This is a genomic window from Vibrio sp. ECSMB14106, from assembly GCF_000972265.1.
In the GTDB taxonomy this organism is placed as follows: Bacteria; Pseudomonadota; Gammaproteobacteria; order Enterobacterales; family Vibrionaceae; genus Vibrio; species Vibrio kanaloae.
Window position 1 is genome coordinate 44,272 of record NZ_LAUM01000023.1, and the last position, 14,184, is coordinate 58,455.

Below are 14,184 nucleotides of genomic sequence, written 5' to 3' on the forward strand. Positions count from 1 at the left end.
ATAAAAAACAATCACTTTTAGTGATACTCTGCTACTGAGATCTCATATTTATGGCGTTATTCTCTTTAATTTGAAAGCTAACCATCAAATTCTAAATGCTATTCACCAAAACTTGTGCGTTTATCCGACATTGAGGTGAGTATACGTTCTGTATCTAAGATGGAAGTCCAGTTTAACAGTTGTTCGTCGTTTTTGATTACAAAATCGGTAAGTTGTTGAGTAATGGTGCCTCTGAGTTGATCACCTTGCCAAGGTTTAGAGATATAGAAATCAAGTGCCGCATTATTGATAGCCGTTACCGTATCTTCAAGGCCTGCTTGCCCTGTGAGCAAAAGCTTTCGTGTAGCCTTAGTTGAATCTTGGTGGTTGAGTTCTATGAGAAAGTCGATTCCGGTTTTTTCTGGCATGATGTGGTCACACAAGATTAAGGCGAGTTTAATGCCGTCTTGAGCCATTTCTTCAATCACTTGCTTGGCTTCATCTACCGATTCAGCACCTTCAACGATAAAGTTATCTTCAAACATAGCCAGATCTTGAAGGACACTATTGAGAACTTCTGGTTCATCATCGACACATAAAATTAGGTACTTATTCATGAGGTGCTCCTTTTTGTTTGAACGGAAGCCACACTTGCATGGTGGTATGGCTTCCTACCTCAGACTCCACCAACATAAATCCTTGATGAGCCGAAACGATTTGTTGTGAAATGGACAACCCAATCCCTAAACCAAAGTTACCTTCTTTTTTGGTGGTGAAGTTTGGGGTAAAAATAGTATTGATGTCTTCTTTGGCAATACCGTGCCCAGTATCCGATATTCTAACCACTAAAAAGCTATCATCGCCTTTTTCCTGTCGAGAAGTGGTAATGGTAATTTTACCAGTGCCAGAAAGGGCATCGAGCGCGTTGGAGATTAGGTTAGTCCACACTTGTTGCAGCGCAAGCGATTGGCATAACAAAGGTGGTAAGTCTGTATCGTAGTGCTTTTCGAGTTTGTGATGCTTGAGTCGGTTTTCAAAAATCACTAACGTATCTTCAAGCCCTTCATGGATATCCGCGTAGTGATGAATCTCATTATCTTCGCGGGCATAACTTTTTAAGCTTTTCACCATATCGGCAATACGTTTACTACACACTTGGATGGAGCGAATAGAATTCCCAACATAGTGGTAATGCTCTAAGTCATTAAGTAGTTCTTTACCTGCAATAGGGGCGTCTTTCAGAGTGTCTAAAAACGTCAAATCTTGACTTAGGTTGAGCCTCACGGCTTTTTTGGCTAAAGCACGATCATTGATAGTCGATGTAAGGTGTTTTACAAGCAGTCTTTCTTGCGCCGTAGATAGTGGCTTCGCTAGCTTTGAATACGTTAATACATCAGTACCTCTATTTGACTCTGGAAGTAATGAATTTTCGAGTATATGGTCGAGATGCTCCGACAGAGTTTCAATACTTCGCAAGATCGCTGCAATCGGGTTATTCAGCTCATGAGCAACACCTGCGACAAGTTGCCCCAGCATCGCCATCTTCTCTTTTTCAATCAATTGCTGGTGGGCTGATTCCAGTGACTCCAACGTTTGCTGTAGCTTGATCTTATTAGTGATGCTTCGTTGTAAGCGTCGATTGAAGTGACGCAACAGCAGATTGGTAAATAACGGCAGTAGGGTATTATTTGAGTGCATAACCTGAGCAAAGCTATCTTTATCAAGCTTAATCACTCGTGTTTGGGTTAGGGTTATCGCTGTAGAGAACGAAGGTTCACCAGTCACAAAAGACATACCACCGACAATATTGCCTTTGGAGTGTCGTACTACTTCTCGTTGTTGTCCTAACTCATCCTTTTTGTAGAGCGCTGCTTGACCTTCAATGATCAACCATAAAAAGCAATTGTCTTCACCTTCTACAGTAAGTAAATGTTCCGGCGAGTACTCCCGAATAGCTTTGGTTTTATCCTCGATAGAGAATATATCTTGCAAGGCACTGACGACACGCTCTGCTAAAGCATTATCTGAAAGCTGATGATAATCGTGGATAAATCCGGATTGGAACGAATGAATTTTTTGTTCGATGTGAGCTCTCAATAGACGCTGTTGGTCTAACGTGTCGCTGTAGAATAGGAGGTTTTCGGAGTCGTATTGGATTACAAAAGAAGTCAGTTCTTTTTGTGCTGACTTGAATAGAACTTGATCTTGAACTGGTTTGGTCAGGCAGTGATTGAGCCGACCTTCATTCACCGCGGTCAGAATTGATTGAATCTCTGACGAAGCACTGATTAATATTGTTCTTGCGATACTACTGTGAGGCAGTTGCTCAATTTCAATAAGAAATTGTACGCCATTAAAATGAGAGTGATGATGAGTAATAACTAGGGCAACTGTCTGGTGATTGTCACCGATATCTTGTAATGCATGATACGCATCTTCTATGTTCTCGGCAGTATAAATGTCGAATACCGAAGACAGTGGAGCTAACTCCGAATGTATTCTTTCAATGCTAACTGGATTATTGTCCAAACAAATAACAGCGTATTGATTCACAGCTCAACCTTTGTAGTAGTGATGCTTTTAGCTTAACAAGAACTATTGAATAAGGATGAGAGCTAGACGTTAATTTGTTGAGTGGGTTGAGGTATCTAGCAATAGACTGATTTAACTCAATGTTCCTTGTTGGCTACTGATGGGGTAGACTGAAAAAAAACAGACTAGCGTAGAAGAGAACTCATGAAACAGTTAAGAAAAATTGGTGCAATTGGCGGAGCAATCTCATTGGCACTTTGTTGGCCGCTGGCGGTTGGGCAAATTGGGCAGAATGCTATTACTGATGGTGTCGCAAAACTTAACAATTCAAGTATTCTGGCTGAAATAGTCGAATATGATAGGGGATACTTGTCTTCTAATGTTAAGACTCGTCTAACAGTGACCGATGATAACCTGAAGCAGCAACTAGCGCTTGATGGGCTGCCGAGTGAGTTCGTGGTCAACAGTTCGGTCAGCCACGGTTTAGTGAGTCTGAATGCGTTGTCGACGCTTGAGAACTTAGAAACTTTGCCTCTAACTCTGACGACTAGCACTGAGCTCAACGGTAATACAGATTTTAATTTTGAATTGGACCAGTTCAACCACCAAGGTTCTGGTGAAAATGGTACGTCTGTATCCATCACTAAGTCTACGTTATCTGGCCATGCTACCGTGTTAGGTCAGGTTGATTACACGCTTTCTGTTCCTTCTGTACAAATTGATTTTGAAACAGGTGAAGAAGCGACACTATCAAATCTCAAGGGCACAGGCTCTGGCCAACAAGCGCAAGGCTACTGGCTGGGTTCACAGAGCTTTACTGTAGATCGATTTTTGGTTTCAGATTCAACCATGCAACCGTTCATGACCATAGAAAACTCACAGTACGACTTTGAATCTCATTTAGATGAAGAGACTAAGCGACTGCGCAGTAACTTGAAGTTGGGTGTCGAAAATCTTGAGACCAATGATGGGCAAGTCAATAACTTAAACGTCGATTTTGAAATGTCGAAACTGGATAGTCAGTCGTTTGAGAAAATTTTTGAGATCTACCAATCGAGTCCTGTTTTGACTCAAGAAGACGTTTCGAAGATCATTCCATTTATCGATATATTGTTTGCTAAAGGTTTCGACCTCTCAATGAATAATATGTCATTAGCTCTAGGCAAGGGGGATTTTCAATCAAACTGGTTGGTGAGCGTACCTGAAGGGACAGAGAACATTAGCAATAACCCTTCGACAATTCTGCCAGCATTGACGGGAAATATTCACTCGAGCTTCTCATATGAACTGGTTGAAGAGTACCCATTCATCCGTGAGGGTATCGATGAATTGATTGTGATGGAAATGATCAAGGAAACCGATAGTGGTTATGAAATCAGCGCTGAATTAGAAAATGGAAATCTAGTGTTTGAAAATGGGCAAGAAATCCCATTAATCGCACTTCTTATGCCAGTTTTTGTTCAATAAAAACAGTTGAGCTTATTACTGGTGGGTGATCTAGCGGGATAAGTTAAACATTTGATAATGTACGAAACAAAAGAGGTCTTAAGACCTCTTTTGTTGTTTTTATGTTGGAGAAAACATGGTATTAATTGCTTAGTTATTATTTAGCAGGAGCAATCATCCCCATGGAACTTACATTAGATAACGTATTCAATTTTAGTGCTGGTCCAGCGGCACTTCCTAAACCGGTAATGAAACAGGCGCAAGCTGATTTTATTGATTGGAATGGTTTAGGGACTTCCGTTATGGAAATCAGCCATCGCAGCAAGCAGTTTATTCAAGTTGCTGATGAGTCGGAGCAAGACCTACGTGATCTTCTGAACATTCCAGACAACTATAAAGTGCTTTTCTGTCAGGGGGGCGCTCGTGCTCAATTCGCAGCTGTGCCTCTAAACCTTTTAGGTGACGCGACGAAGGCGACTTACATTGACGCGGGTTACTGGGCCGAAAGTGCAGTGACTGAAGCAAGTAAGTATTGTGAAATTGATGTATTTAATGCCAAAACATCGATTGATGGTAAAGCGGCTGTTATTCCAGCAAAAGATTGGAAAATCGACCCAGAAGCGGCGTATGTTCACTTCTGTCCAAATGAAACCATCGACGGTATTGAGATCAGTGAGCTACCACAAACTGACAAGCCTATCGTTGCAGACATGTCATCGAATATCTTGTCTCGCAAGATTGATGTGTCTCAATATGGTGTTATTTATGCTGGCGCGCAAAAGAACATTGGCCCTGCGGGTATCTGCATCGCTATCGTGCGTGATGATCTGCTCGAGCTTGCGAACGAAGTATTGCCAAGCATTCTCAACTACAAAGTGCTTGCTGAAAAAGATTCTATGTTTAACACACCACCAACTTACGCTTGGTACCTATCTGGCCTAGTCTTCAAATGGCTGAAAGCTCAGGGGGGGGTTGAAGCGATGGAAGGTGTTAACCAAGAAAAAGCGGCACTACTTTACAACGCGATTGATGATTCTGATTTCTATAAGAACGACGTTCACACAGCAAACCGTTCAAGAATGAACGTACCATTCCAACTAGCGAAACCTGAGCTAGATGCGAAGTTCTTAGAGCTGGCAGACGCTGCTGGTTTGAAGTCGCTAAAAGGGCACAGAGCTGTAGGCGGAATGAGAGCATCACTATACAATGCAATGTCATTGGAAGGTGTCCAAACATTGGTGAGCTTCATGAAAGATTTTGAAGAGAAATATGCTTAATTTATTTACGTGAAATGAATAAAAATGCCGCGTAAGCGGCGTTTTTATATGTTTCAAATATTTATCGTAGTTCTTATGGTAATTAATACCAATTACAGTGAGTATTCCGAAATAGCGTAAGAAAAAGACTTGAGAACCAGGGCGGATTTTTCGATAAATAGTTATTCTATAATCAAAAATTTCAACGCAGTTATCGAGCGCTTTAACAAGCTAGGGTGACCAGTTATTTACTACGATTAATATAATCAGCATCTACAGCCAGAAATCTTTTAAAAGCATGTCAGAGCTGTAATGGTGCGCAATCTGTGCTTGGAGTAGTTCTGCTGTTGCAATGGCATCAGTCAAAGCGTGGTGTGGGGTGTAATCTGGTAAATGGTAGCGACGTCGGCTTTGTCCAAGCCTTATTGATGCGGGTTTCTTACCTTTTAGTCTATTCCAGAAACCACCAACCAATTTATTCTGAATTTGAGATTCGATTTCTAGTGTATCTAATACTGGAAATTCAATACCTTCTCCTAACCTTACTTTCAACGCGTTGTCTAAGAACTCACGCTCAATACGGCGGTAGTGAACAACAGGAATATGCCCGGCGATTGCGTCCAAAATCTCATCAAGCACCTCGTTTAAGTCCGGCGCATCGATGATGTCATTGTGTGTGATACCGTGAATAACGACAGATTCTTCTTCCAGTTTTTGCTTAGGCCTTAGCGTCCAATGCCTTGCTTGTCTTAGATAAATACGATTGAGTGTAAAAGGTACTAGTCCAATGGTAATAATGCCATCCTTCGCCGAATTTAAGCCTGTGGTTTCAAAATCCACAGCTAAAAAGGTCACCTCAGACAGCGGAGTGTCTGGATCGGGAAGTGGCTCACTGTAGAACTTCTTTAAACGCTTATCCTTTGAACGCTCTAGTTTTTGAGCAAATTTAAAAGGCCAATCGACCGCAGGTGATCTAAATAGTTTGTTCATAGGCCCTACTTAAACTTATTGCTAGCTTGGTAACGGAACTTAAGGAAGTTTTGCGCATTACTTAAGATTTGGAATGCGTCCTTTAGGTTACGTCGCTCGAAGTCAGACAGGTTCTCTGGCTCGATGTTGTTATCAGGCTCGATGTTGTTGTCGACATCGTGCGCTTGGTGGCGAATACGAACCAAAGAGATGAACTCCATGGCATCTTTCAGGTCTTGTGCTCTGCCTTTTGGCAAAATACCTGCGTCGATAATGTCATCTAATCGTTCAAATGAGTTCTTCGAACGAGAGGCCACCGCCAAAGAGTGAACACGAATCAGATCCGCCAACGGTGCAGTACCGCGACGCTTAAGGTTGATTGAGTTGTTATGGCGGCCATCTTTTTCCATAACGAAATCTTTGAAGAAGCCCAGAGGCGGTGTTCGATTGAGTGCGTTACGAGCAAGACACGCTAGGAAGCGGTTGTTCTTGCGTGCGCGTCTTACGATGAAACTGTTCAGCTGTTCAGCCCATTTCAAACGGCCGTAGACACCATCTAAGTCGAAGAAGATAGAAGCATTCAGTAAGGCTTTCGGATTTGGATCATCAATCCAGTCCGCAAAGCACTCTTCCCATTCTCTACGTGTCATACGCCAAGTCGGGTTGGTTGCCATGATGTCACCGGTACAGTAAACATAACCACATTGGTCTAAGCCGTCACAAATGAACTTTGAAAGCTCTTCAAAGTACTTGCCGTGTTTTGCTTCGTCGTATGTGTCATCAAGAATAATGGCGTTGTCTTGGTCGGTCACAAGCAGCTGTTCATCACGCCCCATAGAGCCGAGAGCTAGGAAGCAATAAGGAATGGGCGCCGTACCCAATTGCTCTTCCCCTAACTCGATAATACGTTGTTTGAAGCTACGCCCAATTACTGACATCGCGGTGCCGACCATGTGAGCATTGGCATCTTCGTTAACCAAGCGTACAAAGCTATCTTTCACTTGTTCCGAAAGCACTTTAAGGTCTTCAATACTTTGTTGTTGGAAGATACTACTTACCAGTAGCAGAGAGTTTTGAGATTCATACCGTACGATATCAGTCGCTTCGATAATGCCGATTGGCTTCTTATCTTTTAGCACGGGCAGGTGGTGTACGTTATAGCGAAGCATGGTCATCATGGCTTCGTATACGTAAGCATTGTGGTCGAGTGAGATAACTTCTGGCGTCATGACACTTGAAACTTCATTTGATGGCTCTAGACCTTCTGCAAGTACACGTGTACACAAGTCGCGGTCGGTAATAATACCGATCACAGGGGTTGAATCGTCCTCATCATCTTCAACAATATCTGGGTCGATGATCAGTAAGGAAGAGACGTTGTCTTCTGCCATCATGGTGGCGGCTTGTTGGATAGTGCACGTTTTCTCTATCATTGGGGCTTCGCCGGTGAGCAGCGTTTTTACCTTTGATGTCGATAGATCGTTAGCATCGTTATTATTGGAATTGGCTTGGCGTAATCGCGCATTGTCTTCCACTTCGACAAAATCAGCAAAAGAGTCATAGTTGTCATAAAGTTCTTGAAAAATTGCCTCTGGGACACAGTAGAGCAGAGTGTCTTCTATTGCTTTAACAGGGAAGCGAACTTTGTTGTTAGTGAGTAGACCCATTTGGCCGAATAGGTGACCTTCATCAAGGCGATTATAGAGTTCGCCCTTACGGCGATACACCTCAACCTCACCGCTTCGCACGATGTAAAGGTCGTGAATTTGGTCACCAAAGTGAATGATAGGTGTGTCTTGGCGATAATAAGAAATTTCCACACTACTGGTGACTTTCGCCAACATATCTTCAGGGAGATCGGTGAAAGGAGGGTATTGTGCCAGAAAGTTTTGAATCTCTAATAACTCAGCATCCATAATGATCATCCATTAGTTCGTATGATTTCATGGTACAACATTTCATAATAATTTGCCGTCACAAATCAATCTGTGAGGTAAAACCTTTTTGAAGTCTTATGGATAGGCTAATCTTTCAACTAATGGAGTGCTAGTTTAAGGATGATAGAAATGTCGAAGTGGAAGCTTAGTTTGGTATCTACCGTTTTTATGTTTTCTCCAAGTTTGTGGGCAGAAACTCATAGTGTACCCATTCTTGATTATGACCATATATATGCCACGGCGTATTCGGGGAGCTTAAATGAAGATGCTGGTGGAAATAACAACGCTTCGTCGTTTGGATTGGGTGGCAGTTATGCGATGACTGACGGTTGGTTGTTGTTGGGCGACTACAGTGCACGCTTCATTCACCCAGATGACACCACAACTCGAATTGATACGCTTATGCCGGGTGTTGGTTACCGTTACGGCATTAAGAAAGATCTAGATGTGGTTGCTTACTACCTGCTTGGTATCACTAAAGGTCAGGTCGAAGATAATGATACCAACCGAACTGAATCTTCAGACACTGAGTTCATTCAAGGGGGAAAAGTTGGGCTTAACTATGGCTTTGCGAAACGTTGGATTGCCAACGGGAGTGTGCAAGTGAATCGAAGTGATCTGTTTGATGAAGAGATCTATCATTTAGGTTTACGTTATCTAGTGACCAACAAGTTTGCGATTGGTGGGTCATACCAACATCGAGATGGTGAAGGTAAGATTCGTAGTGAACGTACTAATGAACTGGGCGTGGAGTTTTTCCTAGAGTACTAACTAGTAACGCAAAGACAACGTGTCTTAACCGCTCATAAATAAAGAAGACAGACACAAAAAAGCCAGCTTAGTCGCTGGCTTTTGCATATCTATAGGTCTACAAATATAGGTTTCGCTTTACGATTAAAGAACCGCAGCGATACCTTTACATAGAGGACCCATGTTTGACTTAGTCATACCAGCAACACTGATACGGCCAGAACCAACAATGTAGATAGCGAATTCATCTTTTAGGCGAGTTACTTGCTCTTTGCTTAGGCCAGAGAACGAGAACATGCCGTTTTGACGTTCGATGAATGTGAAGTCTGCGTCTACACCTTCAGATTTCAGTGTAGTTACGAATAGCTCACGCATCTCTTGGATACGGTCACGCATTTCTACTACTTCTGCTTCCCATTCAGCACGTAGATCAGCATCACCAAGGATGTGAGTAACAACAGCACTGCCGTGCGCTGGTGGGTTAGAGTAGATAGAGCGGATAATGCTCTTAACTTGAGAGAACGCTGTCGTTGCTACGTCTGCAGATTCTGCAACCAGAGTGAATGCACCTACACGTTCGTTGTACAAGCCGAAGTTCTTAGAGAACGAGCTAGCAACAAGGATCTCTTTGTTGTATTGAGCAAAAACACGTAGGCCAGCAGCATCTTCTTCAACGCCTTTTGCAAAACCTTGGTAAGCAAAATCGAATAGAGGAAGCAGTTTCTTCTCAGCAACCAGCTTAGCCAGTACTTCCCATTCATCAGCAGTAGGGTCGATACCTGTTGGGTTGTGACAGCAGCCGTGAAGAAGAACGATATCGCCTTCAGAAGCGTTCTCTAGGTCAGCAACCATGCCAGCGAAGTCTTTGTCTTTAGTTTCAGCGTTGTAGTAGCTGTATTGAGCTGTTTCGATACCCGCAGCAGCGAAAACGCCGTTGTGGTTAGCCCAAGTTGGGTTACTGATCCAGATTTTCACATCGCCCAGTTGGCGTTTGATGAATTCACCCGCTACGCGAAGTGCACCTGTACCACCTGGCGCTTGTGCTGTTTTAGCGCGTTGAGACGTAACGATCTCAGTATCTGAACCGAAAAGAAGCTTCTGAACCGCTAAACCGTATTCAGCTGTACCTTCAATTGTTAGGTAAGATTTGGTTTTTTCGTTTTCAAGAAGTGCAGCTTCTGCTTTCTTTACTGTTTTAAGTACAGGCGTTTGACCATCTTCATTTTTGTAGATGCCCACACCAAGGTTGATTTTCTCTGCACGAGAGTCTTTTTTAAACTCTTCAGTAAGGCCGAGGATAGGATCGGCGGGAGCAGCTAACACTTTTTCAAACATAATCTTCATCCATGTCAATTGAGAGGGGATAGTATCTATGGGTATTTATACCTGTATGGGATTTTTATGACAATACGAAGTGAACAGAAAGACCAAAAAAAATCCATTTCAATCAGATTTATTGACTAAAGAGGAAATTTGATAACAAAACACCCTACGGGTTACCTATAGGGTGCAAGAAGTTAGTGGTTTTTGAATAGATTAGGCAGGTTGAGCAATAAAGCTTTCGCGCTCGAGTTCGTTGGCTACATTTTTTCCATCTTTGTAGGTCGCGGCAATTGAAACGAACGCTTGTTCAACAGCTAGAAAAGCTTGGACAACTTGCGGATCAAAATGCGTCCCATTGCCTTCTAAGATGATCTGTTTGGCTTGTTCGTGAGTAAAGGCTGGCTTGTAGACTCGCTTCGAGATGAGCGCATCATAAACATCGGCCAATGCCATTAAACGGCCAGATAACGGGATATCTTCACCAGACAACTGATTAGGATAACCATTGCCATTCCATTTCTCGTGGTGAGTCAGAGATATCTCCTTTGCGACTCTTAAGAAAGAGCTACTTCCTAGCTGCTTTTCTGCAATAGAAAGTGCTTCAGCACCAATCGCGGGGTGACCTTTCATTATCTCAAACTCTTCGTCCGTCAATTTGCCCGGCTTCAATAACACGCTATCAGGCACACCGACTTTGCCTACGTCGTGCAAAGGCGCAGATTTGTAAAGCAACTCGATGTAGTTTGGTGTTAACAAGCTTGAGTGGGTTTCTGATTTACTGAGTTCTTGTGCGAGTACCTTGACGTACTCTTGAGTTCTTAGGATATGTGCGCCCGTTTCATTGTCTCGAGATTCAGCCAATGCCGATAAGCTCACAATGGCCACGTCACGTGTGGTTTTGACTTCGTTTTGCGCGGTTTCGAGGCAATCAAGCATGGTATTGGTCATAGATGCCATTGAGCCAAGCTCGTTGTAGCCGAAAATAGGTAAGCGAACGCCTTGCTCGCCATTGGTGACTTTGTTTAATGCGTGCTCTTGGCTTAGGAGAATGCGCTTAATTAGCTTGCTCCAAAGCGTCATGATGGTTATCGCGTAGCCACCCAGTACCACAGCCAAATAAATGAACTCTTTGATTACGCTGATCTTGCCGGTGCCATCCAATAAGCGGTCAGGGTTATGTTCTAGCCAAAATATGTCTTTGACAGCAATCATCGTCAACATAGTCGTCAGTGTTACCAGAAGCACGATAACCAAACCAATCATTTGGTTAACCAGCGAACTCCTTTCACCAACCAGTTGGAATTCAAATTGCCCAGTCGTCTCCATTTTATCCATTTGGCTGAGCTTGGCGTTCAATTGAAGAATAGTTCCGGTAAAGAAGCCGAATAGACTCATGCCAAAAAGCACCTTCAAATTACTATCTATGGTGAATTCATAGCTTAAGTTGTAGTAGAGCGCGAAAGGCACACTTGCAGCAAAAAATAGCAGGGTATCGAGTTTCGCGAATCGGCCTTGCTTGACCAAGGTATTTTGCGCCAATAGGTAACGACGCGCGAGCCATAGTAAGACAAACACAATACTGACTTGTGTAAAAATCTCTAAGGTTGTTAAGCTCTCGAGCATAGGACACACCCGACTGCCATAGGTGCCAAACAGCACACCAGCAATGACGTATAACTTAGTCGTTAGCGATTGATTGTAATTTGAAGTACCCATCGATAAGCCTTTGTTCTCATTCTTATTAGATTTACGCATTCATTGATTCACGACTTTAGAATTACGAATGATTAGCATAACTGACGTGAATAAGACCGGAGATTCTATCGATAGCTTTCGTGGATTGATACAAGAAACTGGTTTGTGTTGGAGATTTGTTAGCTAGGTGGGGGTTATTGCTGCATTTTCATGAAGATACTTGAATAGCCTCGGTCGAGGTTCGAGGCTATTCAGTCTGTATACTGGGTTAGAATCGCGAGTGATTGAGTTCGCTATCTACTTTACCCCATTACTTTTTGAGATTGATTTCAGCTTCGATGGAGCCTGTTTCAATCTCAGGATGAGACGCTAGCTTGTCTGCAGCCCATTGGTTTAAATGCTTAAGAATTGCCGACACCGCGTGTTTTTCAGTTGGTGCTTGGTTTTGATCGACGTCGAGTTTCTGCTTTGGATGTGAACCTGTCGCATCTTCAGCGATATGGAGCCAGTCTGGGTGCCAGTAATATGGCTGTCCACTCGGCGTTATCCAACTATGAACACCGTTTGACTCTCCTTTGTAACTTAGTTGGTCTGCTTCTATTTTTTTCATTATTGTCTCGCATGTTTTTTGGGTTACATCAAATTATTGAGGCGAATAGCGACCTTAGCTCGCGCCTTGAGTACAAAACTATCAAAGCTTACAAAGTTATCTGTGAACTATTTCACACAATTATAGAAATCAGGAGTAATCACTTGGATAGCAGCAATAGTTGTTAACGTTAGTGATAAAATCTGGGCCCACAAAATTTCTCTAGGTAGTACAATTAGATGGCGCGTTATGAAGAGCTTGCAAAGGATATTCGAACTCAGATTGCTAATAACACTTGGCGAACTGGGGAAAAAATTCCTTCTGTACGCGTGAGTTGCCGTAATTATAACGTCAGCAACAGTACTGTCTTACAAGCTTATCAATTGCTCGAAAGTGAGGGGTGGATCATTGCTAAGCCTCAGTCTGGCTATTTTGTCGCGCCACGAGTGGATGGCATTGATTATAAACTGCCATTCGTGCGCGAAAAGAAAGCGATCAACGACCGCCTATTCGATTTCTTGAAATCTAGCTCTGCAGAGGGTGTTATTCCTTTTGGCTCCGCATTCCCAGACCCTGACCTTTTCCCATTGCCGACTTTGACTCGAAACCTTGCCAGTGCTGGCAGGAAGATGACCGGCGCCAGTGTGATTAACAACTTGCCACCTGGAAGTGAGTCCCTAAGAAGACAAATCGCACAGCGTTATCTGCAGCAAGGTATAACGGTTAACCATCAAGATATTGTGATTACGTCAGGCGCGATGGAAGCGCTAAATTTAAGCCTACAAACGGTTACTAAGTCGGGCGACAACGTGGTGATTGAGTCGCCTGCATTCTACGGGGCTTTGCAGGCTGTTGAGAGGTTAGGGCTTAACCCGATTGAAGTGGATGTTTGCCCAATTAATGGATTGAACATCGAACAGTTTGAACGTGCCTTAAAAAACCAAGATGTAAAAGCGTGCTGGCTGATGACAACCTTTCAAAACCCAACCGGAACTAGCCTGTCTGAAGAGGCGAAGCGCCTTGTGGTAAAGATTGCAGAGCAGCATGAAGCCTACATTATTGAAGATGACGTGTATGGAGACCTTTATTATGAGGGGCACAAACCTAAGCCATTAAAAGCCTTTGATAATACCGATTCTGTTTTGCTTTGTGGTTCGTATTCGAAAAGCCTGTGCCCCGGCTATCGTGTCGGTTGGGTCGTGAACACACGCTTTAATGACGCGATTCAAAAGCTTCAACTTCTTTCTACCTTGTCGAGCAGCGCACCTGTGCAGCTTGGAGTTGCACATTTTTTGACTCATGAAAGCTACGATAACCACCTGCGTAAACTGCGCAAAAACCTTTTGGTTAGAAAAGAGCGTTTTATTAGCGTCATCAAACAGTACTTCCCACATTCCATCAAGATTGAAGAACCTGCTGGTGGTTACTTTGTCTGGGTTCGTTTCTCTCCTGACTTTGACAGCCAGCAATTCCATCAATTAGCGATTGCCCAAGGCATTAGTGTGGCATCGGGGGACTTATTTAGTGAGCAAGGCAGAGTAGGCAATGCGATTCGATTGAATTTCTCTTACGAACTCACCGTAGAGAAAGAACAGGCACTTATTCTACTTGGTAAGATCGCGCATCAGATGACGTACTGATATAAGAGGTAGCGCTTGTAACTGTACGGGTTGTTTGTGGTGTAATTGTACGCCTTATAAAGTAGAGA

At 43.1% G+C, this 14,184-nt stretch carries 11 protein-coding genes; 4 read left to right on the plus strand and 7 right to left on the minus strand.

The features are described from left to right. Positions 1-98: 98 nt before the first annotated feature. A complete protein-coding gene (locus WR49_RS15435; RefSeq protein ID WP_017057550.1) occupies positions 99-596 on the minus strand; it encodes a response regulator in 498 nt (165 codons plus the stop codon). Next, on the minus strand, positions 589-2,532 hold the full coding sequence (locus WR49_RS15440) for an ATP-binding protein (RefSeq protein ID WP_046224606.1): 1,944 nt from the start codon (positions 2,530-2,532) through the stop codon (positions 589-591). The genes WR49_RS15435 and WR49_RS15440 overlap by 8 nt, the downstream gene beginning before the upstream one ends. Before the next feature lie 183 nt (positions 2,533-2,715). On the opposite strand from WR49_RS15440, the gene WR49_RS15445 reads away from it, so the two are divergent. Both WR49_RS15445 and serC read left to right on the plus strand, forming a co-directional pair. Next, positions 2,716-3,978: a DUF945 family protein gene (locus tag WR49_RS15445; protein ID WP_017057548.1), complete on the plus strand. Its 1,263-nt coding sequence runs from the start codon at positions 2,716-2,718 to the stop codon at positions 3,976-3,978. A gap of 161 nt (positions 3,979-4,139) precedes the next feature. Next, positions 4,140-5,234 carry a 3-phosphoserine/phosphohydroxythreonine transaminase gene (serC, locus tag WR49_RS15450; RefSeq protein ID WP_046224607.1) on the plus strand — a complete coding sequence of 365 codons (1,095 nt, stop codon included), beginning with the start codon at positions 4,140-4,142 and terminating at the stop codon, positions 5,232-5,234. Positions 5,235-5,486: 252 nt separating this feature from the next. Here the strand turns inward: serC and WR49_RS15455 are convergent, their stop codons facing one another. Both WR49_RS15455 and WR49_RS15460 read right to left on the minus strand, forming a co-directional pair. Next, positions 5,487-6,203: a 3'-5' exonuclease gene (locus WR49_RS15455; RefSeq protein WP_017057546.1), complete on the minus strand. Its 717-nt coding sequence runs from the start codon at positions 6,201-6,203 to the stop codon at positions 5,487-5,489. A gap of 5 nt (positions 6,204-6,208) precedes the next feature. Next, positions 6,209-8,098, minus strand: a complete 1,890-nt coding sequence (locus tag WR49_RS15460; protein WP_017057545.1) for a DUF294 nucleotidyltransferase-like domain-containing protein — start codon at positions 8,096-8,098, stop codon at positions 6,209-6,211. Positions 8,099-8,248: 150 nt separating this feature from the next. Between WR49_RS15460 and WR49_RS15465 the strand changes: the two genes are divergently transcribed. Next, the gene (locus tag WR49_RS15465) at positions 8,249-8,890 is read left to right on the plus strand and encodes an outer membrane beta-barrel protein (RefSeq protein WP_046224608.1); all 642 of its coding nucleotides are present in this window, start codon (positions 8,249-8,251) and stop codon (positions 8,888-8,890) included. Between the two features lie 123 nt (positions 8,891-9,013). On the opposite strand, the gene WR49_RS15470 is transcribed toward WR49_RS15465, so the two are convergent. From WR49_RS15470 to WR49_RS15480, 3 genes are all read right to left on the minus strand, one after another. Further along, on the minus strand, positions 9,014-10,204 hold the full coding sequence (locus tag WR49_RS15470; RefSeq protein ID WP_046224609.1) for an amino acid aminotransferase: 1,191 nt from the start codon (positions 10,202-10,204) through the stop codon (positions 9,014-9,016). 201 nt (positions 10,205-10,405) lie between these two features. Beyond that, positions 10,406-11,947 (minus strand): HD-GYP domain-containing protein, encoded by a 1,542-nt coding sequence (locus WR49_RS15475; protein ID WP_046224610.1) that lies wholly within the window; start codon positions 11,945-11,947, stop codon positions 10,406-10,408. A gap of 250 nt (positions 11,948-12,197) precedes the next feature. Then, positions 12,198-12,497, minus strand: a complete 300-nt coding sequence (locus WR49_RS15480) for a hypothetical protein (RefSeq protein WP_046224611.1) — start codon at positions 12,495-12,497, stop codon at positions 12,198-12,200. 218 nt (positions 12,498-12,715) lie between these two features. On the opposite strand from WR49_RS15480, the gene WR49_RS15485 reads away from it, so the two are divergent. Continuing rightward, positions 12,716-14,116 carry an aminotransferase-like domain-containing protein gene (locus tag WR49_RS15485; RefSeq protein WP_046224612.1) on the plus strand — a complete coding sequence of 467 codons (1,401 nt, stop codon included), beginning with the start codon at positions 12,716-12,718 and terminating at the stop codon, positions 14,114-14,116. Positions 14,117-14,184 lie beyond the last annotated feature (68 nt).

Bases quoted from the DNA above. Each gene is read 5' to 3' on its own strand.
- WR49_RS15435 (WP_017057550.1), bottom strand. From the start codon at position 596: ATGAATAAGTACCTAATTTTATGTGTCGATGATGAACCAGAAGTTCTC.
- WR49_RS15445 (WP_017057548.1), top strand. From the start codon at position 2,716: ATGAAACAGTTAAGAAAAATTGGTGCAATTGGCGGAGCAATCTCATTG.
- serC (WP_046224607.1), top strand. From the start codon at position 4,140: ATGGAACTTACATTAGATAACGTATTCAATTTTAGTGCTGGTCCAGCG.
- WR49_RS15455 (WP_017057546.1), bottom strand. From the start codon at position 6,203: ATGAACAAACTATTTAGATCACCTGCGGTCGATTGGCCTTTTAAATTT.
- WR49_RS15460 (WP_017057545.1), bottom strand. From the start codon at position 8,098: ATGGATGCTGAGTTATTAGAGATTCAAAACTTTCTGGCACAATACCCT.
- WR49_RS15465 (WP_046224608.1), top strand. From the start codon at position 8,249: ATGTCGAAGTGGAAGCTTAGTTTGGTATCTACCGTTTTTATGTTTTCT.
- WR49_RS15470 (WP_046224609.1), bottom strand. From the start codon at position 10,204: ATGTTTGAAAAAGTGTTAGCTGCTCCCGCCGATCCTATCCTCGGCCTT.
- WR49_RS15475 (WP_046224610.1), bottom strand. From the start codon at position 11,947: ATGCGTAAATCTAATAAGAATGAGAACAAAGGCTTATCGATGGGTACT.
- WR49_RS15480 (WP_046224611.1), bottom strand. From the start codon at position 12,497: ATGAAAAAAATAGAAGCAGACCAACTAAGTTACAAAGGAGAGTCAAAC.
- WR49_RS15485 (WP_046224612.1), top strand. From the start codon at position 12,716: ATGGCGCGTTATGAAGAGCTTGCAAAGGATATTCGAACTCAGATTGCT.